General features: G+C 71.6%; 17 protein-coding genes. 7 read left to right on the top strand and 10 right to left on the bottom strand.

Annotation, left to right across the window (positions count from 1 at the left end):
* Positions 1-5 precede the first annotated feature (5 nt).
* Entirely contained in the window at positions 6-1,397 is a 1,392-nt protein-coding gene (locus ACWGJ2_RS10550) for a helix-turn-helix domain-containing protein (protein WP_453345620.1), read from the bottom strand.
* 408 nt (positions 1,398-1,805) lie between these two features.
* Complete coding sequence (locus ACWGJ2_RS10545) at positions 1,806-2,066, bottom strand: hypothetical protein (RefSeq protein WP_453345619.1); 261 nt, start codon at positions 2,064-2,066, stop codon at positions 1,806-1,808.
* 695 nt (positions 2,067-2,761) lie between these two features.
* Between ACWGJ2_RS10545 and ACWGJ2_RS10540 the strand changes: the two genes are divergently transcribed.
* A complete protein-coding gene (locus ACWGJ2_RS10540) occupies positions 2,762-3,283 on the top strand; it encodes a universal stress protein (protein WP_453345618.1) in 522 nt (173 codons plus the stop codon).
* A gap of 365 nt (positions 3,284-3,648) precedes the next feature.
* Here the strand turns inward: ACWGJ2_RS10540 and glmS are convergent, their stop codons facing one another.
* Complete coding sequence (gene glmS / locus ACWGJ2_RS10535) at positions 3,649-5,475, bottom strand: glutamine--fructose-6-phosphate transaminase (isomerizing) (RefSeq protein ID WP_453345617.1); 1,827 nt, start codon at positions 5,473-5,475, stop codon at positions 3,649-3,651.
* Between the two features lie 123 nt (positions 5,476-5,598).
* Positions 5,599-5,877: a hypothetical protein gene (locus ACWGJ2_RS10530; RefSeq protein WP_453345616.1), complete on the bottom strand. Its 279-nt coding sequence runs from the start codon at positions 5,875-5,877 to the stop codon at positions 5,599-5,601.
* Positions 5,878-6,110: 233 nt separating this feature from the next.
* Between ACWGJ2_RS10530 and ACWGJ2_RS10525 the strand changes: the two genes are divergently transcribed.
* Positions 6,111-7,766, top strand: coding sequence for a family 20 glycosylhydrolase (locus ACWGJ2_RS10525; RefSeq protein WP_453345615.1), 1,656 nt, complete (start codon positions 6,111-6,113; stop codon positions 7,764-7,766).
* A 43-nt stretch (positions 7,767-7,809) separates the two neighbouring features.
* Here ACWGJ2_RS10525 and ACWGJ2_RS10520 read toward each other — a convergent pair whose 3' ends face one another.
* The 5 genes from ACWGJ2_RS10520 to ACWGJ2_RS10500 all read right to left on the bottom strand — a co-directional run bounded on the left by ACWGJ2_RS10520 (position 7,810) and on the right by ACWGJ2_RS10500 (position 14,995).
* Complete coding sequence (locus tag ACWGJ2_RS10520; protein ID WP_453345614.1) at positions 7,810-8,877, bottom strand: DUF4429 domain-containing protein; 1,068 nt, start codon at positions 8,875-8,877, stop codon at positions 7,810-7,812.
* A 7-nt stretch (positions 8,878-8,884) separates the two neighbouring features.
* Positions 8,885-10,048, bottom strand: a complete 1,164-nt coding sequence (locus ACWGJ2_RS10515; RefSeq protein ID WP_453345676.1) for an acyl-CoA dehydrogenase family protein — start codon at positions 10,046-10,048, stop codon at positions 8,885-8,887.
* A 5-nt stretch (positions 10,049-10,053) separates the two neighbouring features.
* The gene (locus ACWGJ2_RS10510; RefSeq protein ID WP_453345613.1) at positions 10,054-11,097 is read right to left on the bottom strand and encodes a hydroxymethylglutaryl-CoA lyase; all 1,044 of its coding nucleotides are present in this window, start codon (positions 11,095-11,097) and stop codon (positions 10,054-10,056) included.
* Entirely contained in the window at positions 11,094-13,223 is a 2,130-nt protein-coding gene (locus ACWGJ2_RS10505) for an acetyl/propionyl/methylcrotonyl-CoA carboxylase subunit alpha (protein WP_453345675.1), read from the bottom strand. Before ACWGJ2_RS10505 ends, ACWGJ2_RS10510 begins: the two co-directional genes overlap by 4 nt.
* 155 nt (positions 13,224-13,378) lie before the next feature.
* Positions 13,379-14,995, bottom strand: coding sequence for a carboxyl transferase domain-containing protein (locus ACWGJ2_RS10500; RefSeq protein WP_453345674.1), 1,617 nt, complete (start codon positions 14,993-14,995; stop codon positions 13,379-13,381).
* A gap of 294 nt (positions 14,996-15,289) precedes the next feature.
* Here ACWGJ2_RS10500 and ACWGJ2_RS10495 point away from each other — a divergent pair, with 294 nt between their 5' ends.
* The 4 genes from ACWGJ2_RS10495 (at position 15,290) to ACWGJ2_RS10480 (ending at position 19,325) form a co-directional block, all read left to right on the top strand.
* A complete protein-coding gene (locus ACWGJ2_RS10495; RefSeq protein WP_453345612.1) occupies positions 15,290-15,913 on the top strand; it encodes an SACE_7040 family transcriptional regulator in 624 nt (207 codons plus the stop codon).
* Between the two features lie 222 nt (positions 15,914-16,135).
* Positions 16,136-17,293 (top strand): acyl-CoA dehydrogenase family protein, encoded by a 1,158-nt coding sequence (locus ACWGJ2_RS10490; RefSeq protein ID WP_453345611.1) that lies wholly within the window; start codon positions 16,136-16,138, stop codon positions 17,291-17,293.
* An 82-nt stretch (positions 17,294-17,375) separates the two neighbouring features.
* Complete coding sequence (gene tesB / locus ACWGJ2_RS10485) at positions 17,376-18,260, top strand: acyl-CoA thioesterase II (RefSeq protein WP_453345610.1); 885 nt, start codon at positions 17,376-17,378, stop codon at positions 18,258-18,260.
* Positions 18,261-18,329: 69 nt separating this feature from the next.
* Positions 18,330-19,325 (top strand): cation diffusion facilitator family transporter, encoded by a 996-nt coding sequence (locus tag ACWGJ2_RS10480; RefSeq protein ID WP_453345609.1) that lies wholly within the window; start codon positions 18,330-18,332, stop codon positions 19,323-19,325.
* Here the strand turns inward: ACWGJ2_RS10480 and ACWGJ2_RS10475 are convergent.
* The gene (locus ACWGJ2_RS10475) at positions 19,315-20,136 is read right to left on the bottom strand and encodes a phosphatase (protein WP_453345608.1); all 822 of its coding nucleotides are present in this window, start codon (positions 20,134-20,136) and stop codon (positions 19,315-19,317) included. The two genes, ACWGJ2_RS10480 and ACWGJ2_RS10475, sit on opposite strands and share 11 nt — an antisense overlap.
* A 214-nt stretch (positions 20,137-20,350) precedes the next feature.
* On the opposite strand from ACWGJ2_RS10475, the gene speB reads away from it, so the two are divergent.
* Positions 20,351-21,376 (top strand): agmatinase, encoded by a 1,026-nt coding sequence (gene speB / locus ACWGJ2_RS10470; RefSeq protein WP_453345607.1) that lies wholly within the window; start codon positions 20,351-20,353, stop codon positions 21,374-21,376.
* Positions 21,377-21,643: the final 267 nt, after the last annotated feature.

Below are 21,643 nucleotides of genomic sequence, written 5' to 3'. Positions count from 1 at the left end.
GACGCTCAGCCCGAGCTGCGCCCGCGCTGCCCCGGCAGCCGTGGAGCGTAGACGTCGGAATCCGGTTTGCCCGGTTCGATGCGGCCTCCGCGTCCCTCCCTCGTCTCCCTGGTCTCCCTGGCCTCTCGCGCCTCCCTGGTTTCTCGCGCCTCCCTCGGTTCACGGAGCTGGCCGGCGTGGCCCATGTGCGCGGCGTGGCCGGGCTCACGGAAGTCGCGCCCCTCCCGCATCTCCCGGGCTTCCCGCGCCTCCCTGACCTCCCTCGGGTCCCGCAGCTCGCGGAGCGGCTCCGGCGGCCTGGGGCCCGGGACGGGGCCGGGGTGCTCGTGGCCCAGCGACTCCGTCCGCACGTCCTCGGCACCCGCGTCCGGCCGCCGGGCGCGGTAGGCGGCCCGGTAGGCGGCGGGGGAGGAGCCGAGCTGGCGCCGGAAGTGGCCGCGCAGCGCGACGGGCGAGCGGAAGCCGCAGCGGCCCGCGACCTCGTCCACCGAATAGTCGGACGTCTCCAGCAGCCGCTGGGCCTGGAGGACCCGCTGGGTGATCAGCCACTGGAGGGGAGCGCTCCCAGTCAGGGAACGGAAGCGCCGGTCGAAGGTCCGGCGGGACATATAGGCACGTGCGGCGAGCGTCTCGACGTCGAACTGCTCGTGCAGGTGCTCCAGCGCCCAGGCCACGACCTCCGCGAGCGGATCGGCTCCGATTTCCTCTGGTAAGGAGCGGTCGAGATGTCGTGGATGGCCGCCGGTCTCCGCGCCGTTGCCACGGCGCGGTGGCACCACGAGGCGCCGTGCCAGCGCGCCCGCCGCCTCGGCGCCGTGATCGGTGCGCACCACGTGCAGGCACAGGTCGATCCCGGCGGCGGTGCCGGCGGAGGTGAGGATGTCGCCGTCGTCCACGAACAGTTCACGGGGATCGACGTGGACGGCGGGATAGCGCTTGGCGAGTGTCGGCGCGTACATCCAGTGGGTCGTCGCGGGGCGTCCGTCCAGCAGTCCGGCCGCGGCGAGCACGAAAGCGCCGGTGCAGAGACCGATGATGCGCGCCCCCTCCTCGTGCGCGCGGCGGAGTGCGTCCAGCGCCGCCGTGGGCGGGGGCTGGGTGATGGAGCGCCATGCGGGGACCACGACGGTGCCCGCGCGGGAGAGTGCCTCCAGCCCGTACGGTGCGCTGAGCTGGAGCCCACCGGTGGTACGCAGCGGCCCGTCCTCGCCCGCACACACCAACAGCCGGTAGCGCGGGACACCCGCGTCCTGGCGGTCGATGCCGAAGACGGAGAGCGGGATGGAGCTCTCGAAGATGGGACCACCGCTGAAGAGCAACACCGCCACGATCTCGCGCCGGCGGCGCGCGGCCAGCTTGCGGGTCGTCGCCGGGCCGTTCGTGGAGTCCTGGCTCATTGGAACTAAGCCCCCCTCAATCGTCGCGTCCTCTCGGTCTACACGTCTCCCCCGCGGCGATAGCCAAGATCGAATCTACTGTGTCGGATGAGGTTGGCGGGACCAGTTCGGCACCCGACGTTATGTCGATAAGGCAACTTGGCGTGAAGCATTCGATCACGAAGCGTTCCACTCGGCGCCGCCGCTGGGAAGTGCGCATGCCGTCCCTGCCCCGTCGCCATAGGGCGCACACGTGCCCGGTGGTCCTTTCCTCCCTGGTGAAAGGGCTGTTGAGGGGAGCCCACGACAAGCGGCTGTACTCGGCCGGAAGTTGGCCGAAAAACGAGGGGGATCAGTCGTGCGATCAGGTCACTCCACGGGCGCACCACTCAGCCGCTTTCGTGCGCCGGAGTGAACTACGCACTCTGGTCAGATGTGCGTCGGTTGTCGACCCCCGCGGTGTGCCCCCGCGCCCGTGCGTCCGTGCCGCCCCCGGTGCGGGCCCGCCTGCTCGGCGGCCAGCCGCGTGTACGTGCGCTCCGACTGGCGCAAGAGCGCCCGGCAGGCAGCGGTGATGCCGACCAGTCCGATGGACGTACCGAAGGCGACCAGCGGCGATGAGCCGCACACCAGCAGAACGACCAGGACGAGCGCGCTGCTGAACGCACCCCAGCGGACGATCTCCGTCACCGGATCGGCCGAATCCCGCGAGCCGGACCACGCCGCGTCGGCGCGGGATCGCGCGGCGTGCGGGCGGCCCTCGGGTGGCTCGTACGCGCGCGTGTGCGCGTAGGCGCGCGTGCGCGAGCCGGGGCGGGAGGGGCTGCGGCGGCGGCCGCGACGGGAGGCGGGGCGTGGGGCGAGACGCGGGGTGGGGCGCGAGGCGGAGCGTGGGGCCGGGCGCGGGGCGGGGCGTGGGGCGGCGGAATCGTGCGGGAGTACGGGCACGCCGTGCCTAACGCGGGCCCTTCGTGCCGGTCACTACGGCATACGGGGCGTACTCACGGGGGTGTGCGGGGCCCGCCCGTCAGGGCCGGAGGGCCCGGCCGCCCCCGGCCGCCGTGGTGGCGGAGGCCTGCGCGGCCCGCGTGGCGAAAGATCTCGGACAGGGCGGAGGGCCGCCGGGGAACCGGCGGAGAACCGGCCGGGCGGACTGTAAGGGGCACTGCGGGGCATTGCGCGAAGGCCGCCCCTGAGGCATGCTCCGGGGTCAGCGTTCGACCGGCAGCAGCTCCCCGGGCCCTGGGCAAGGGGGGAGTACCGCCGTACCCTTGGGGTAGGGACTTGAAAAGGCTATTCCCGGTCGTCATCACCTCAGCCACTCACGAGAGCGCACACGTCAACCGCCGTTCCTCCGCACACAGGACTCCCTTCGCCGAGACATCATGGCTGGACACGAGATCCCCGAACCAGCGGACCGTAAGCAGGTCGCCGATCACGCGGTGACGCCTGAGGCGGCGGAAGAACCGCGCCACTCCTGCGATCCGGCCTTTCAGCACGGCGTCGTCGTCGGTTTCGACGGCTCCATGTCGAGCGAGCGCGCTCTCGCCTACGCCATCGGCATGGCGAACCGCTCCGGCTCCGGACTGATCATCGTCCATGTGGCCAACCGGCTGCCCACCACCGTGTGGGCGGGCTGTGAGCCACCCGTCTTCGTGGACGTCCCCGACCACCGTACCGAGGTGCTGGGCCTGGAGCTGGCCTGCGCCGATCACCTCTCCGAGGTCCCCTGGATCCTCGTCGAGCGGGGCGGCGACATCTGCCACGAGCTGGAAGAGGTCGGCCAGGAGTACGAGGCGGACGCCATCGTGGTCGGCTCCACGCACGGCCTCGTCGGCCGGATCTTCGGCTCGGTCGCGGGCAGGCTGGCGCGGCGTGCGCAGCGTCCGGTCGTGGTGATTCCGTAGTCGCGTCAGCGACGCGGCGCGGGTGTCGCGCGGCATGTCGGCCGCCCGGTTTGCCCTTCCCCGTGGCGGCGATTCCAAGTCCCGTCTCCCTACGGGAGTTTCATGACCGGACAATCGATAAATCTACCCATGCGTAGAGGTGGATTGTGCGCTTGTGAGGGGCATAAAGGTAGGGCCGGAAACACCGGAAGGACGTGCTGTCGCACGGGAGGTGACGGTCCCGTACGGCAGCCCACCCGCCGGCGTAATGGGCGACGCCGGCACAGGGGAGGCGGGGTTCCGCGCAGTTGGTGGCCTGCGCGGGACCCCGCCCGTACGTTCACTGGGAGTGCCACAGGGTGCCAGGGACGCCAGGGGCGTCCGGGTCACTCCACCGTGACGGACTTCGCCAGGTTGCGGGGCTTGTCGATGTCCCGGCCCAGGGCCAGCGCCGTGTGGTACGCGAGGAGCTGGAGGGGGATGCCCATCAGGATGGGGTCCAGCTCGACCTCGTTGCGGGGTACCACGATCGTGTGGTCCGCCTTCTCCTGCTCCTGGTGCGCGACGGCGAGGATCCTGCCGCTGCGGGCCTTGATCTCCTCCAGGGTGGCGCGGTTCTTGTCGAGCAGATCGTCGTCCGGGAGGATCGCGACCGTCGGCACGGCGGGCTCGATGAGCGCGAGAGGGCCGTGCTTCAGCTCGGAGGCCGGGTACGCCTCGGCGTGAATGTACGAGACCTCCTTGAGCTTCAGCGACGCCTCGCGGGCCACAGGGTAGCCCCGTACGCGGCCGACGAACATCATGCTCTTGGCCTGCGCGTAGTCGGCGGCCAGCTTCTCGATCTCGCCCTCGGCGCGCAGGACCTCGGCGATCTGGTCGGGCAGCTTGCGCAGGCCCGCGATGATGCGCTTTCCGTCCGCCACCGACAGGTCGCGGATGCGGCCCAGGTGGAGGGCGAGCAGGCCGAAGGCGACGGCGGTGTTGGTGAAGCACTTGGTGGACACGACGCAGACCTCCGGGCCCGCGTGCACGTACACGCCGCCGTCCGTCTCGCGCGCGATGGCCGAGCCCACGACGTTCACGACTCCGAGGACGCGGGCGCCCTTGCGCTTCAGCTCCTGGACGGCCGCCAGGGTGTCGTAGGTCTCGCCCGACTGGCTGACCGCGATGTAGAGGGTGTCGGGGTCCACGACCGCGTTGCGGTAGCGGAACTCGCTCGCGGGCTCGGCGTCGGCGGGGATGCGCGCCAGCTCCTCGATCAACTGGGCGCCGATCATGCCCGCGTGGTACGCGGAGCCGCAGCCCAGGATCTTCACGCGGCGCATGGTGCGGGCCTCGCGCGCGTCGAGGTTGAGGCCGCCGAGGTGGACGGTCGCGAAGCGGTCGTCGATACGGCCGCGCAGCACGCGGTCCACGGCGTCGGCCTGCTCGGCGATCTCCTTGTGCATGTACGTGTCGTGGCCGCCCATGTCGTACGACTCGGCCGCCCACTCGACGGTCTCGGGCGAGGTGGAGGTGCGCGAGCCCTCGGTCGTGTAGGTGCGGTAGTCGTCGGCCTTGATGGTGGCCATCTCGCCGTCGTCGAGGGTGACGACCTGGCGGGTGTGCGAGACGAGCGCGGCGACGTCGGACGCCACGAACATCTCGTGCTCGCCGATGCCCAGGACGACGGGGGAGCCGTTGCGCGCCACGACGATCCGGTCGGGGAAGTCCTCGTGCAGCACGGCGATGCCGTAGGTGCCCTCGACGTGCCGCAGCGCCTCCTGGATCCGCGCCTCCAGCGTCTCGGCCTGGGCGCGTGCGATCAGGTGGGACAGCACCTCGGTGTCCGTCTCGGAGAGGAAGACGACGCCGTCGGCGGTGAGCTTGGCGCGCAGCTCGGAGGCGTTGTCGATGATGCCGTTGTGGACGACGGCGACCTTCTCGGCCGCGTCGAGGTGCGGGTGCGCGTTCTCGTCGTTCGGGGCGCCGTGGGTGGCCCAGCGGGTGTGGGCGATGCCGGTGGCGCCGGCGAAGCGCTTGGGGAGGCGGTCCTCCAGGTCGCGGACCCGGCCCTTGGTCTTGGCCGTCTTGAGGCCCGCGCTCTTGCCCGTACCGCTGCTGTGGATGGCGATACCGGCGGAGTCGTAGCCCCGGTACTCCAGCCTCTGGAGGCCTTCCAGCAGCAGGGGTGCCGCCTCGCGCTTGCCGATGTATCCCACGATTCCGCACATGCCGGCTGTCGCCTCTCCCTCGCCCTGTACTGCTTGTACCTGTACTGCTTGTACCTGTGCTGCTTGCTTGCGTGCGTGTCGCCGTTGCTGGCGCCGGTGCTGCTGTGCCGTGCCGCTGTCGCGTCAGCCGTAGACGATGCGGCGCAACTGCCGGAGTGTGAGGTCCGGTGGCGCGACCGCGCGGTGCGGCAGTTCGGCCGCGATCCGCTCGAAGATGTCCGCGTTGGTCAGCCCGCCCGACTGCATCTCACGGTGACGTCTGCGGACGAACTCTTCCGTCGTCTCGTCGAAGTACGCCAGGACGTCGAGTACGACCCGGGCCGCTTCGCCGCGCTGGAGCGGTGTGGTGCGGGCCAGGTGGTCGATGAGGTCGTCATGGACCGGTGTCCGGGCTTCGAGCATTCGTCGATACTGCGGGCTCCTCACGTCTTATGCAAGAAATCTGCCCGATATCGGGCAGGCGTGGCGTGTTTATATCGTCCGGGCCCACCAAGTGGGGCGGGGGATGGTCTGCACCTTGACCCTTGGAGGGGTGCGCGGTACGAGTGAGTGATCGCTCGGTCGCACTCCGCACACGCACCCCCTCCTCGGGGCCCTCTTGTCACGTAGCCCTCGTACCGTCGAAGGGACCGCTCGTGAGACGACTCAGACCGCTGCTGCTGTGCGTCACCCTCCTCGCCGCCGCGCTGCCGGGATCGGCGGCCGTGGCCGTCGCCCCGCCTTCCGTGGGCGCCGGAGCGGACGGTCCGCCACGGCCGCTGGACCAGGTGATCCCCGCTCCGGCGTCCGTACGGGAGGGCGGGGCGCCCTTCACCCTCGGCGAGCGGACCCCCATCCGGGTGACGGGCGGCTCGGGCGGCTCGGGCAGCTCGGGTGGCGAGGTCCGTGAGGCCCGCGAGGCCGCGCGCGCTCTGGCCGCGCTGCTGCGCCCCTCCACCGGCTACGCGCTGCCCGTCACCACCGAACCGGGCCGCGACGGCATCCAGCTCCGGCTCACGGATGAGGGCCACGGGGGCGACGTCGGGGGCGGGCTCGGGGAGGAGGGGTACCGGCTGGACGTGTCCCGTAAGGCGGCCGTGATCAGCGCGCCGACCGGCGCCGGGCTGTTCCACGGGGTGCAGACGCTGCGCCAGTTGCTGCCGGCCGAGGTCGAGTCGCGCAGCGAGCGACCGGGCCCGTGGCAGGTGGCGGGCGGCACCGTCACCGACCGGCCCCGCTACGCGTACCGCAGCGCCATGCTGGACGTGTCCCGGCACTTCTTCTCCGTGGACAAGGTCAAGCGCTACATCGACCAGCTCGCGCTCTACAAGATCAACACGCTGCATCTGCACCTGTCCGACGACCAGGGCTGGCGCATCGCCATCGACTCCTGGCCGCGGCTGGCGACGTACGGCGGCAGCACCGAGGTCGGCGGAGGCCCCGGCGGCTACTACACCAAGGACGACTACCGCGAGATCCTGCGCTACGCCGCTTCCCGCCATCTGACCGTCGTGCCCGAGATCGACCTGCCGGGCCACACGAACGCCGCCCTCGCCTCCTACGCGGAGCTGAACTGCGACGGCGTAGCGCCTCCGCTCTACACCGGTACCGAGGTCGGCTTCAGCTCGCTGTGCGTGCCGAAGGAGATCACCTACGACTTCGTGGACGACGTGGTGCGCGAGATCGCCGCGCTGACGCCGGGCCCGTATCTGCACATCGGCGGCGACGAGGCCCACTCCACCAGCCACGAGGACTACGTGGCGTTCATGGACCGGGCGCAGAAGATTGTCGCCAAGTACGGCAAGACGGTCGTCGGCTGGCACCAGTTGACGGGCGCCGGGCCCGACGAGGGCGCCGTGGCGCAGTACTGGGGGACGACAGGCGAGGAGGCGGAGGTGGCGGAGGCCGCGAAGAACGGCACCCGGCTGATCCTCTCGCCCGCCAACCGCTCCTACCTCGACATGAAGTACGACAAGGACACCCCGTACGGGCTGAGCTGGGCGGGCTATGTCGAGGTCCGGCAGTCCTACGACTGGGATCCGGGCAGTTATGTGAAGGGCGCGCCGGGCGAGGCGGTGCTCGGGGTCGAGGCGCCGCTGTGGTCGGAGACGCTGGACACGAGCGACGAGGTCGAGTTCATGGCCTTCCCCCGGCTGCCGGGCATCGCGGAACTGGGCTGGTCGCCCGCTTCGACGCACGGCTGGGACCCGTACAAGGAGCGGCTGGCGCAGCAGGCGCCGCGCTGGGAGCGGCTGGGCATCGACTACTGGCGCTCGCCGCAGGTGCCGTGGCCCGCTACCGCTGACCGTTGAGGACGCGGGGTCCGTTGTGGGGCCCCGATGTGGAGGCAGGGGGTCAGAACTGGTCGAGGACGGACTTCTTCGCCGCGGCGAACTCCTCGTCGGTCAGGACGCCGCCCTTGTGCAGCTCGCCCAGTTCCCGTAACCGGCGCAGCAGTACGTCGTGCCCCGAGGCGTCCCGTTCCCGGTGCTGCCCGTGCTGTCCGTACGCGTCGTCCGGTGCGTCGCTGCCCGCGAGGGCGGGGGTGCCGCTGCCGCTGTCCGGGGTGGCGCCGGGGGAGGGGTGCGCGGCGTGGGCGTGCGGGCCGCGCCCGTACCCCGGGCCGTATCCGCGCCCATGCCCGTACCCGTACCCGTATCCATGTCCGGGGCCCGGCCCGTGACCGGGACCGTGGCCGCCGTGCGGGCCGTGCCCCTGGGGGTGCGGGAGGCGGGCGACGACGGCCGCGGCCAGCAGCACCGAGCCGCCGCTCTCGCGGTTCTGCCGGACGCCCCACAGCATCAGGCAGTTGGGGTCGAGCTGGGGCTTGAGCACGGGGTGCTTTCCCTTGGGCCGGAAGCGGAGGCTGCCGCTCTCCCAGCCGATCGCGGGGGTCCACTCGACGCCCTCCAGCTCCTGGAGGGTGAAGACGCGGCGTCCGTTGTGCGCCTTGCTCTCCTCCGCCATCCAGTTCCATTCGATCTGGACGCGTTCCCCGTCGAAGCCGGCGGTGCCGTCCGTGCCGTTCGCGGTGAGCGGCACGGACGGGCCCGGCAGCAGATAGCGGTCGCAGGGCGTGTCCGGGACGCGCTCCAGCAGCAGGGCGTTGCGGACCTCGTCCACGAAGTACTCCGCGACGCCCGTGCGGTCCTTCTCCACCGCCAGTTGGTACGGGTCCGAGGCGTCCGGCAGTCTGCCGCCCGCGACCTGGGAGAGCGGGTCGGCGCCGTCGCGGAGACGCAGCCGGAGTCGGCCGCCCTTGCGGCCGGGCTCGTAGGCCACTCCCGCCACGGCCGTGAGGGGCACCGCCACTTCCCCCAGTGACCTGCGCAACTGGTGCACGTGCCGCTCCGCTCCCGGCACGATGCGGACGGTGTCCCCGTCGAAGGTCCATGCCCCCGCGCGCTGGGTGATTTCCGCCATGCGGTGATTATCCGACGCCCAACTCCCGGGCGACCAGCATCCGCTGCACCTCGCTCGTGCCCTCCCCGATCTCCAGGATCTTCGAGTCCCGCCACATGCGGGCCACCGGATACTCGTTCATGAAGCCGTATCCGCCGTGGATCTGGGTGGCCTCGCGTGCGTTGGTCACCGCGGACTCGGACGAATACAGCTTGGCCAGCGCCGCCTCCTTCTTGAACGGTTCGCCCGCGAGCAGCCGCGACGCCGCGTCCCGCCAGGCGATGCGCGAGGTGTGGGCGCGCATCTCCATGTCGGCCAGCTTGAACTGGATGGCCTGGTTGGCGCCGATGGGCTTCCCGAAGGCGTGCCGGGTGTGGGCGTAGGAGACCGACTCGTCCACGCAGCCCTGCGCCAGGCCCGTGGCCAGGGCTGCGATGGCGATACGGCCCTCGTCGAGGGTGCGGAGGAACTGCGCGTAGCCCCGGCCCTCCTCGCCGAGCAGATTCGCCGCGGGGACCCGGACGTCCGAGAAGGACAGCTCATGGGTGTCCGAGGCGTTCCAGCCGACCTTGGAGTACGCCGGGGCGACGGTGAAGCCGGGGGTGCCCGAGGGGACGATGATCGAGGAGATCCGGGGCGCGCCGTCCTCCTTGCGGCCCGTCACGGCGGTGACGGTGACCAGGCCCGTGATGTCCGTACCGGAGTTGGTGATGAAGGACTTGCTGCCGTTGATCACCCACTCGCCGGTCCGCTCGTCCAGGACGGCGGTGGTACGGGTCCCGCCCGCGTCGGAACCGCACTCCGGCTCGGTCAGGCCGAAGGCACCGAGAATCTCACCGGAACACAGGCGGGGGAGCCACTCGCGCTTCTGCTCCTCCGTCCCGAAGCGGTGGACCGGCATGGCGCCGAGGGAGACCCCGGCCTCCAGGGTGATCGCCACCGACGAATCGACCCGGGCCAGCTCCTCCAGGGCGAGGCAGAGGGCGAGGTAATCGCCGCCCATGCCGCCGTACTCCTCGGGGAACGGCAGCCCGAACAGGCCCATCTCGCCCATCTGCCGGACGATCTCGTACGGGAACTCGTGGTGCTCGTAGAACTCCCCGATCTTCGGGGCCACGACATCGTGCGCGAACTGCTCGACAGTGCGGCGCAGTTCCTCGTGCTCGGGGGAGAGGCGGTGGTCCAGGGACATGGTGCTCACTGCTCCTTGTGGGAGTCGGGAGGAGAGGTCTGCGGGGTGGTGACCGTGCCGGGGCCGGTGCCGGTGTTGGCTACGGCGTCTGTGCCGGTGCCGGTGTCCGTGCCGGGGCCCGTGAGGGCGCGGACCGTGCGCGAGGGGCTGGGGCGGCCCAGCTTGTCGGCCATCCACGCGCTGGTGGCGGTGAGACGGCCGAGATCGACACCGGTCTCGACGCCGAGCCCCGTCAGCATCCACACCAGGTCCTCGGTCGCGAGGTTGCCTGTGGCGCTCTTGGCGTAGGGGCAGCCGCCCAGGCCGCCCGCCGAGGCGTCCACCGTGGTCACCCCGTGCTGGAGCGCGGCGAGGGTGTTGGCGAGGGCCTGCCCGTAGGTGTCGTGGAAGTGGACGGAGAGCCGCTCAGTGGGCACCCCGGCCTCGTTCAGCGCGGACAGCAGCGCCGTGACATGGCCCGGAGTGGCCACGCCGATGGTGTCGCCGAGGCTCAGCTCGTCGCAGCCCTGCGCGAGGAGCGCGCGGCAGACGCGGACCACCTGGGTGAGAGGGACGGGGCCCTCCCAGGGATCGCCGAAGCACATCGACACATAGCCGCGCACCCGCTGCCCGTCCGCCTTGGCACGGGACACCACGGGCTCGAACATCGCGAGGGATTCGTCGAGCGTGCGGTTCAGATTGGCCTTGGCGAAGGACTCGGTGGCGCTGGCGAAGACGGCGATGTCCCGGCAGGCGTGCGCGGCTGCCCGCTCGCGCCCGCGTTCGTTGGGCACGAGCACCGGCAGGCGCAGCCCGTCCGGCAGATCGCGGAGGAGCGGCATCAACTGCTCCGCGTCCGCGAGTTGGGGGACCCACTTGGGGTGGACGAAGCTCGTGGCCTCGACGGTGGTGAGCCCCGCGCCGTGCAGCCGATGGATGAACTCGGCCTTCACCTCGACGGGGACGGTCCCCTTCTCGTTCTGCAACCCGTCCCGAGGCCCGACCTCATAGATCTCCACTCGCGCCGGAAGCCCCTCCACGGGGACGCGCATGGGCAGCCCCTCGATCATGCTCCCGCCTCCTCACGGTGCGACGGCGTTCCGGGATGTGAGGTCCCGGGGTGTGCGGTGCTGGAGGGCGCGGCATCGGAGGGTGTGCCGTCGGGCCCGGCGGCGTCGCGGGGCTCCACGACCGCGAGCACCTGGTCCATGGCGACGGTGCTGCCCGCCGTGACGTCCAGCTCGGTGACGGTTCCGTCGTAGGGCGCGGTGATGACGTGCTCCATCTTCATCGCCTCGACCACCAGGAGGCTCTGCCCCGCGGTGACCTCCTCGCCCACCGACGACTTGACCAGGGTGACGGTGCCGGGCATGGGCGCGGTGAGCGCGTCGGCGCCGTGCGCTCCCGCCGCGCCGCCGAGGGAGGCCGCGACGGGATCGTGGTCCTGGAGGTGCCAGCCGTCGCCGTCCCGGCCGAGCCAGCGGCCCGCGCCGCTGGGGGCGTGGTCGAAGAAGTGGGTGACGCCGTCCCACTCCAGGCCGACCCTGCCCCGCTCGGGCGACAGCAGCCGCGCGGGCACGGGCTCGGCACCGTCCACGCCGACCCACGCGTCGTCGGCCCGGCCCCGGACATGGACGGTCACCGGATCGTGGCCCGGAGCCCGCAGCGCGTGGGGCGTCCACGCTGCCTCCCCGCCCAGGCGCCAGCCGGTGGGCACGGAGAAGGGGTCGGTCCATCCCGCGTCCCCGGACGGGGCGGGCTCCAGTGCGGCCTGGCGCAACAGGGCCGCCGCCGCATAGGCCGCGGCGGGCACGTCCGTACGCACCAGGGTATGCGCGTCACGGTCCACCAGGCCGGTGTCCATGGTGCCCGCGGTCACTTCGGGGTGTGCCAGCAGACGGCGCAGGAAACCGGTGTTGGTCTCGACGCCCAGCACCGCCGTGTCCGCGAGCGCCGCCCGCAGCCTGCGCAGCGCCGTGGGCCTGTCCTGGGCGTGGGCGACGACCTTGGCGAGCATCGGGTCGTACGTGGTGCCGACCTCCGCGCCCTCCACGAGCCCCGAGTCCGTGCGCACCCCCTCGCCCCCTGGCTCGCGGAGCAGCAGCACGGTGCCCGCAGAGGGGAGGAAGTCCACGTGCCTGCCCTCGCCGGTCACGCGCGCCGTCTCCGCGCAGACCCGGGCCTCCACGGCGTGCCCTGTGAGGGTGACGCCCTCCTGCCCGAACGGCAGCGACTCGCCCGCGGCCACCCTCAACTGCCACTCGACCAGATCCAGCCCGGTGACCATCTCCGTGACGGGGTGCTCGACCTGGAGGCGGGTGTTCATCTCCATGAAGAAGTACGAGCCCGGATCGTCGGCCGGGACGATGAACTCGACGGTGCCCGCGCCGAGATACCCGCACGACCGGGCCGCCTCCACGGCGGCCCGGCCCATCGACGCGCGGGTGGTCTCGTCCAGCAGCGGGCTGGGCGCCTCCTCGACGATCTTCTGGTGACGGCGCTGGAGCGAACACTCGCGCTCCCCGAGGTGGATCACCCCGCCCTGCCCGTCGGCCAGCACCTGGATCTCGATGTGCCGGGGGTGGTCGATCCAGCGCTCCACGAGCAGGGTGTCGTCGCCGAACGCGCCCCGTGCCTCGCGCCGGGCCGCCGCGATCTCCTCTTCCAGCGCGGCCTCGTCCCGCACCAGCCGCATGCCCTTGCCGCCGCCGCCCGCCGAGGGCTTCAGCAGCACGGGCATGCCGATCCCGCGTGCCGCCTCGGCCAGTTCGCCGTCGGAGAGTCCGCTGCCCGAGGAGCCCGGCACCACCGGGACCCCCGCCGCCTGGACGGTCTCCTTGGCGCGGATCTTGTCGCCCATCACCTCGATGGCGGCGGCGGGTGGGCCGATGAAGGCCAGCCCGGCGTCTTCGCAGGCGCGGGCGAAGGCGGCGTTCTCCGCGAGGAAGCCGTAACCCGGGTGGACGGCCTGGGCCCCCGTGCGGCGGGCCGCCGCCAGCAGCCGCTCGGCCGAGAGATAGCTCGAAGCCGCGGGAGCGGGCCCGATGCGCACGGCGGTGTCCGCCTCCCGCACATGCCGCGCCCCGGCGTCCGCGTCGCTGAAGACCGCGGCCGAGCGGATGCCCATCGCGCGCAGGCTACGGATCACGCGCACCGCGATCTCGCCCCTGTTGGCCACCAGCACGGTGTCGAACATCGCCACTGTCCCCCTCACGCCCTCGTCCTCATGTCCGCCACGCCCGTCACCTGCGCCCTGCCCGTCACCTGCGCGGTGTCTGCCGCGTTCGCCGTCATGTCGTATCCGTTCCGCTCGCCCTGCCCGTCACGTCCCGCACCCGGCCGCGCATCCGGTCACATCCGGAAGACGCCGAAGCGGGGGCCTGACGGATCGGTCTCCGGCAGGGGGGAGTTCGCGCAGGCCGTCAGCGCGAGGCCCAGCACCGTTCTGGTCTCCAGGGGATCGATCACGCCGTCGTCCCAGAGCCGCGCCGTCGCGTAATAGGCGTTGCCCTGTTCCTCGTACTGGGCGCGGACGGGGGCCCGGAACGCCTCCTCGTCCTCCGCGCTCCACTCCTCGCCGCGCGCCTCCATCTGATCGCGCTTCACCGTCGCGAGGACGGCCGCCGCCTGCTCGCCGCCCATCACGGAGATCTTGGCGTTGGGCCACATCCACAGGAAGCGGGGGTCATAGGCCCGGCCGCACATCGAATAGTTCCCCGCGCCGTAGGAACCGCCGATGACGACCGTCAGCTTCGGCACGCGAGTGCAGGCCACGGCGGTGACCATCTTGGCGCCGTGCTTGGCGATGCCGCCCGCCTCATAGTCCCTGCCGACCATGAAGCCCGAGATGTTCTGGAGGAAGAGCAGCGGGATGCCGCGCTGATCGCACAGCTCGACGAAGTGGGCGCCCTTCTGCGCCGACTCGGAGAACAGGATGCCGTTGTTCGCCACGATGCCCACCGGGTGGCCGTGAATACGGGCGAAGCCGGTGACCAGCGTCGTGCCGTACTCCGCCTTGAACTCCTGGAAGCGGGAGCCGTCCACCACGCGCGCGATCACCTCGCGCACGTCGTACGGAGTGCGGGAATCGACGGGCACCGCGCCGTACAGCCCCGCCGGATCGACGGCCGGTTCCTCGACGGGGCGCACCGGCCAGGGGAGCGGGCCGCGGTCCGGGAGGGTGTGCACGATGTCCCGCACGATGCGCAGCGCGTGCGCGTCGTCCTCGGCGAGGTGGTCGGTCACACCGGAGGTGCGGCTGTGCACCTCGCCGCCGCCCAGCTCCTCGGCGGTGACGACCTCGCCCGTCGCGGCCTTCACCAGCGGCGGCCCGCCCAGGAAGATCGTGCCCTGCTCGCGGACGATCACCGCCTCGTCGCTCATGGCGGGCACATAGGCGCCGCCCGCCGTGCAGGAGCCCAGTACCGCCGCGATCTGGGGGACACCGGCGCCCGACATCCGCGCCTGGTTGTAGAAGATCCGGCCGAAGTGCTCGCGGTCCGGGAAGACCTCGTCCTGCATCGGCAGGAAGGCGCCGCCCGAATCGACCAGATAGACGCACGGCAGCCGGTTCTCCAGCGCGATCTCCTGGGCGCGCAGGTGCTTCTTCACCGTCATCGGGTAATACGTGCCGCCCTTGACGGTGGCGTCGTTCGCGACCACGACCACCTCGCGGCCCGATACCCGCCCGATGCCCGCGATGACCCCGGCGGCGGGCGCCGCGTCCCCGTACATGCCGTCGGCCGCGAGGGGCGACAGCTCCAGGAAGGGGGAGCCGGGATCGAGCAGCGCGTCCACCCTGTCCCGGGGCAGGAGCTTGCCGCGCGCGGTGTGACGTGCCCGCGCCCGCTCCCCGCCGCCCTGCCGCGCCGTGGCCAGCTTCTCGCGCAGCCGCGCCGCCAGCTCACGGTGCGCCGCCACGTTGGCCGCGAACGCGTCGGACGACGGATCGGCGGAGCTGCCCAGCACCGGTGCCGACGCCGAGGGCGAGGGCGCGGCGGCCGTCGGCGCGGGAGCACGGGCAGGGCCCGCTGTTCCTGTGGTCGTCGATCCCGTCGAGTCGTTCATGTCACTGAGCTCCCTTGCTCCGCGCCTCGCCCCGCACCCGTGCCCACTCCGCCGCCCTGCCGCGCCGTCCCCGCGGCGCCCTGCCCGCCCTGGACCCGGGCGCACGCGGGCATGCCCGGACCCGACGGCCGGTTAATGCTCGTTAACTCCTCCATCAGGTTAACGCTCACTAACACCCGTGTCTAGAATGAATTCATGAGCACGAAGACGGGGTCCGAAGCGCCGACCCGCCGCGAGCAGATCCTGCGGGAGGCGGCGCGCCTCTTCGCCGAGCGCGGCTTCCACGGGGTCGGGGTCGATGAGATAGGGGCGGCGGTCGGCATCAGCGGTCCCGGGCTCTATCGCCACTTCGCGGGCAAGGACGCCATGCTGGCCGAACTGCTCGTCGGCATCAGCCGGCGGCTGCACGAGGGTGGCCGGATGCGCGTCGAGGAGTCGGCCGCCGCCGGTCTGGCCCCCGAGGCCACCCTGGACGCGCTGATCGACGGGCACATCGACTTCGCGCTGGACGACCGCTCCCTCATCACGCTCCACGACCGCGAGCTGGACCGGCTGCGCGACAGTGACCGCAAGCAGGTGCGCAAGCTCCAGCGGCAGTACGTGGAGCTGTGGGTCTCGGCCGTGCGGAACGTGTATCCGGCGCTGACGGAATTGGAGGCGCGGGTCTCCGTTCACACGGTCTTCGGGCTGCTCAACTCCACCCCGCATCTGAGCGGCCCCTCGGCGCTCCCGGACCGCGCGACCACCGCGGCGCTGCTGCACCGCCTCGCGCGCGGCGCCCTGGCCGCCGCGGCGCCCGGCCGCTCCGTCACCCCCTAGCGCCCGCCGCGTCCGGCGTCGCACCGCGTCGCACGCCCCCGCCGTGGCGCCCGTGTGGCCGCCGCCTCTGGACAGTCGACGTGACCGCTGGGTAGCTTGATGCCGGACGGTACTGAGCAAGCGCTTAGCCATGTCTGAGTGTCCTGCCGTGGCAGGCCCCATGGGCGGCCACCGCGGTGGGACGAGCGGCACACGGGACAAGCGGGACCAGAGGAGGCGTGCATGCGTCGCACGGTGTTCAACGAGGACCACGAGGCGTTCCGGCAGACCATTCGCGACTTCATCGAGTCCGAGGTCGTGCCCTACTACCAGGAGTGGCAGGAGCAGGGCTACGTCCCGCGCGACCTCTACAAGAAGCTCGGTGAGCTGGGCATATTCGGTATCGAGGTCCCCGAGGAGTACGGCGGCGCCGGCGAGACGAGCTTCAAGTTCAACGCCGTCATCACCGAGGAGTGCGCCCGCGCCGGGGTCAGCTTCGGCGGCTCCAGCGTGCACACCGCGCTCTGCCTCCCGTACATCCTCAAGTACGGCAACGAGGAGCAGAAGAAGCGCTGGCTGCCCCACTTCGTCTCCGGCGAGATGATGACCGCCATCGCGATGACCGAGCCCGGCACCGGCTCCGACCTCGCCGGCATGAAGACCACGGCCAAGCTCTCCGAGGACGGCACGCACTACGTGCTGAACGGCGCCAAGACCTTCATCACCGGCGGCGTACAGGCCGACCGCGTGCTGGTCTGCGCCCGTACCGCGCCGCCCAGCCCGGACGACCGCCGCGGCGGGATCTCCATCCTCGTCGTGGACACCAAGAGCGAGGGCTACGCGGTCGGCCGCAAGCTCGACAAGCTCGGCCTGCGGGCCTCCGACACCGCCGAACTCTCCTTCACCGACGTCAAGGTGCCCGTGGAGGACCTGCTCGGCGAGGAGGGCAAGGCGTTCTCGTACCTCGGCCAGAACCTCCCGCAGGAGCGCCTCGGCATCGCCATCGGCGCCTACGCGCAGTCCGCCGCCGCCGTCCGCTTCGCGCACGACTACGTCAAGGAGCGCACGGTCTTCGGCAAGGAGGTCGCCTCCTTCCAGAACACCAAGTTCGTCCTGGCCGACTGCAAGGCCGACGTCGACGCCATGCAGGCCGTCGTCGACCGCGCGCTGGAGGCGCTCGACGCGGACGAGCTGACCCCCGCCGACGCCGCCTCCGCGAAGCTGTTCACCACCGAACTCGCCGCCAAGGTCATCGACAAGTGCCTCCAGCTGCACGGCGGCTACGGCTACATGCTGGAGTACCCGATCGCCAACATGTACGCCGACACCCGCGTCTCGCGCATCTACGGAGGCACGAGCGAGGTCATGCGCTCCATCGTCGCCAAGTCGATGGGGCTGTGATCCCGGGCGGGACCGTGATCCCCGGTGAGACTGTGATCTTCGACGTAACCGCTGGTAGCCACCTGCGGGCACAATCAGCCGCATGAGCAACGAACTCGCGTCCCTGCTCGACCTGCTCGATCTGGAGCGGGTCGAGCAGGACATCTTCCGGGGCGGCAGCCGCGCCGCTGTCGTCCCCCGCGTCTTCGGGGGACAGGTCGCCGCGCAGGCGCTCGTCGCCGCCTGCCGCACCGTGCCGGAGGGGCGCCTTCCCCACTCCCTGCACGCGTACTTCCTGCGGACGGGCGACCCGGGCGCGCCGATCGTCTACACGGTCGACCGCATCCGCGACGGGCGCTCCTTCACCACGCGCCGCGTCGTCGCCGTCCAGCACGGGCAGCCCATCTTCCACCTCTCCGCCTCCCTCCAGGCGCACGAGGAGGGCCTGGAGCACCAGGAGCCGATGCCCGAGGCGCCCGACCCGGAGACGCTCCCCACGGCGGAGGAGATGCTGCCGCGCTACGCGCACCTCTTCCGCGACGAGGACGTCCCCCGCCGTCTGATGAAGGCGCGGGCCGCCGTGGACCTGCGCTACGTGGAGGAGCCCCCGTTCGGCAGCGTCGGACGGCCGCGCCGCCCGCGCTCCCAGGTCTGGTTCCGCACCAACGGCAAGCTCGACGGCGAACTGGACGACCCCACCCTGCACATCTGCCTCGCCACCTACGTCTCGGACATGACCCTGCTCGACTCGGTGCTCCTGGCACACGGGCGCGGCGGCTGGGCGGTCGGCGACGTGGTGGGCGCGAGCCTGGACCACGCCATGTGGTTCCACCGCCCCTTCCGCGCGGACGAGTGGCTGCTCTACGACCAGGAGAGCCCGACGGCCCAGGGTGGCAGGGGTCTCGGCAAGGGGCGCATCTTCACCCGTGACGGGCGGCTCGCGGTATCCGTCATCCAGGAGGGCGTGGTGCGGGTGCCGCGCGACTAGGCGCGGCTCGCAAATCGGGCATACTGCGCCACTATGGGCAATGGTGCGGGGATCAGTGGGGGCACGGGCATGGGAACGGGCCCCGGTCCGGGCGAGGGCTCGGGCGCGGGGGCGGCGGAGAGCGAGAGCACGGTCACCGTCGTCGTCGCGGGTCTCGCCAACCTCGGGATCGCCGTCGCCAAGGCGATCGGCGGCATCCTCAGCGGCTCCAGCGCGATGCTCTCCGAGGCCGCCCACTCCGTGGCCGACACCGTCACCGAACTCCTCCTGCTCACCTCCCTGAAGCGGGCGGAGAAGCCCGCCGACGAGGAGTACCCGCTCGGCCACGGCAACGAGCGCTACATCTGGGCGATGCTCGCCTCCGTCGCCACCTTCGTGGGCGGCGCCGTCTTCGCGGTCCACGACGGCATCCGCACCCTCAGCCACGGCGAGAAGCTGGGCGACCCGACGCTCTCGTACGTCATCCTCGCCGTCGCCTTCCTCCTGGAGGGCTATTCGCTGCTGAGGGGCACGGGCCAGCTCAAGGGCGAGGCCGCGCGCCTCGGAATGCCGCCGCTCACCTACCTGCGGCACACGCCCGACACCGCCGTGAAGGCCGTCGTCATGGAGGACTCCGCGGCGCTCGCCGGGCTCGCCCTGGCCGCGGGCGGACTGCTTGGGGGGCAGCTCAGCGGCTCGTCCGTGTGGGACGGCGTCGCCTCGCTGCTCATCGGGCTGCTGCTGGTGTACGTCGCCTTCTCGCTCGGCCGCAGCAACGCTTCCCTGTTGATCGGACGCGCGCTGCCCTCCCGGATGCGGGACGTGGTGCGTGCGGAACTGCTCGCGCTGCCCGACGTGGAACGGGTACTGGAACTGGTCACCGTCGTGCAGGGGCCGCGCGAGGTGCTCGTCGCCGCCAAGGTGGACTTCGCCGACTACGCCACGGCCGCCGAGATCGAGTGGGCCTGCGAGGACGCGGAGGCCCGGCTGCGGGCACGCTTCCCCGCCGTGCGCCGCGTCTTCCTCGACCCCACACCGGGACCGGGACAACGGCGGCCCGGCACGGAACGGGGCACTATGCCGTGACGTCCCCGTTGAAACCCGACAGCCCCGCCGCCTCCAGGAGGTACGCGGTCATCGGCTCGTAGAAACGCGGGTCCACGACGTGGTCGTCCAGCGGGACCGCGACCGAAAGGGTGTCCTCCGCCTCGCCCAGGAAGAGGGCGGGGTCGTTGCAGTCGGCGAAGCCCACGGCGGAGATGCCGCGCTGCGCCGCGCAGCCCGCCCAGCCGTGGTCGGCCACGACCAGATCCGGCAGCGGCTGCTCCGTGCGCACCAGCCCGTCCAGGACCTCCCGCATCGGCTCGGGGGAGTGGGTGTGCCACAGGGACGCGCCACGCTCGTACGCCGCGACGCCGCCGAACTGGACGATCACGCCGTCGTCCGCGTACGTCCCCAGCGGGACCCGCACGATGTCGCACCCGGCGGAGTGCAGCGCGGACGCCAGCGTGCCGTGCATGTCCAGCAGCGCGCCGGGGTGCCCCGTCGCGAACAGCACCCGCTGCCCGCCCTCCGCCGCCTTGCGCAGCTCGGCCGCGGCGCGGTCCAGGGCGCCCACGGTCAGCTCGGGGTCGATGGTGTCCTGACCCGTACGGAAGTCGGGATCGTCGACGACGCCGCAGCGCTCCGCCATCACCGCGAGCACATCCTGCTCATCGGCCCACCGGTCGCCGAGTTCGAGGCCGAGCCAGTAGTGCCGGTCGCCGTTGGCCAGCTTCCTGTAGTGCGAGAGGTTGTTCTCACGAGGCGTGGCGACATCCCCCGCGATACGGGTGCGGACGAGGTGGCCGATCAGCTCGGAGCGAGTGGGGGCTGCGCCTGTGGCGAATATGGGCATGCGGTCATTGTCACCCGAGGGCGCGCCACGTGACGGCCGTACCAGTGATCAGAGGTGATCGGCGACGGTCATGAGGGGGCCGCGAGACGGGCGTGAAGCGGGCGGGAGCGGGCGGACGCGACGGCTCAACGGCTCGACACTGAGGCAAAAAGTGTTCCCGCACCTCTCTGAACTGTCCAAAGGCGTGCGAGAAGCAGCCCCTTACGCTCACAGCATGAGTACCCCGACGCCCGAGCCCCAGCATCAGCCGTCGCCCGAGCCCCGCGGCCCGGTCGACTCCTCGCGCATACCGCGCTACGCGGGCCCCGCCACCTTCGCGCGGCTGCCCCGCCTGGACGAGGTGGGAGGGCGTGCCGATGTCGCCGTCGTCGGCGTCCCCTTCGACACGGGGGTCTCCTACCGGCCCGGAGCCCGGTTCGGCGGCAACGCGATCCGTGAGGCGTCCCGCCTGCTGCGCCCCTACAACCCCGCGCAGGACGCCTCCCCCTTCGCGCTCGCCCAGGTGGCTGACGCGGGCGACATCGCGGCCAACCCCTTCAACATCGACGAGGCCGTCGAGACCGTCCAGGAGGCCGCCGACGGCATCCTGGACAGCGGCGCCCGGCTGATGACCCTCGGCGGCGACCATACGATCGCCCTCCCGCTTCTGCGCTCGGTCGCCCGCAAACACGGCCCCGTGGCACTTCTGCATTTCGACGCCCACCTGGACACCTGGGACACCTACTTCGGCGCCGCCTACACCCACGGCACCCCGTTCAGGCGAGCCTTCGAGGAGGGGCTGCTCGACACCTCGGCCGTCTCGCACGTGGGCACGCGCGGGCCGCTGTACGGCAAGAAGGACCTGGACGAGGACGCCAGGATGGGCTTCGGCATCGTCACCTCGGCCGACGTGATGCGCCGGGGCGTGGACGAGGTCGCCGACCAGTTGCGGCAGCGCATCGGGAACCGGCCGCTCTACGTCTCCATCGACATCGACGTCCTGGACCCGGCCCACGCCCCGGGAACCGGCACCCCGGAGGCGGGCGGCCTCACGTCGAGGGAACTGCTCGAGATCCTGCGCGGGCTCGCCGGGTGCCATCTCGTCTCCGCCGACCTGGTCGAGGTCGCGCCCGCCTACGACCACGCCGAGATGACGGCGGTCGCCGCCTCGCACACGGCGTACGAGCTGACGACGCTCATGAGCCGCCAGATCGCGGAGGGGCGGGTAGCGGGAGCGGAAGGGGGAGAGGGAGAGCGCTGAGCGGCGTCGGAGGCGTCGAAGACCGTCCTTCCGGCCGGGCGGTACGGGTGTGACCGGCGAGGTGTTCGGGGGGTGACCGGGTTGTTTCCGGCCGTGTTCGAAACGGCCTGTGCGCGTCCGCTCGCGCCCCGTATCGGCGCCCTCCCGTTGCCGTGGAGACAAGGGTGCTGGTGGGCGGGGGTTGCGCGAATCGGCTCGGCCGTCCTCACTGGTTACTGTATGAGTCTTATTTAACACACAACGTTACTGATTCTGTTCGGTCGATGT

The organism is Streptomyces sp. NPDC054796 (assembly GCF_053611545.1).
This window is presented reverse-complemented; position numbering and strand designations above follow the sequence as displayed.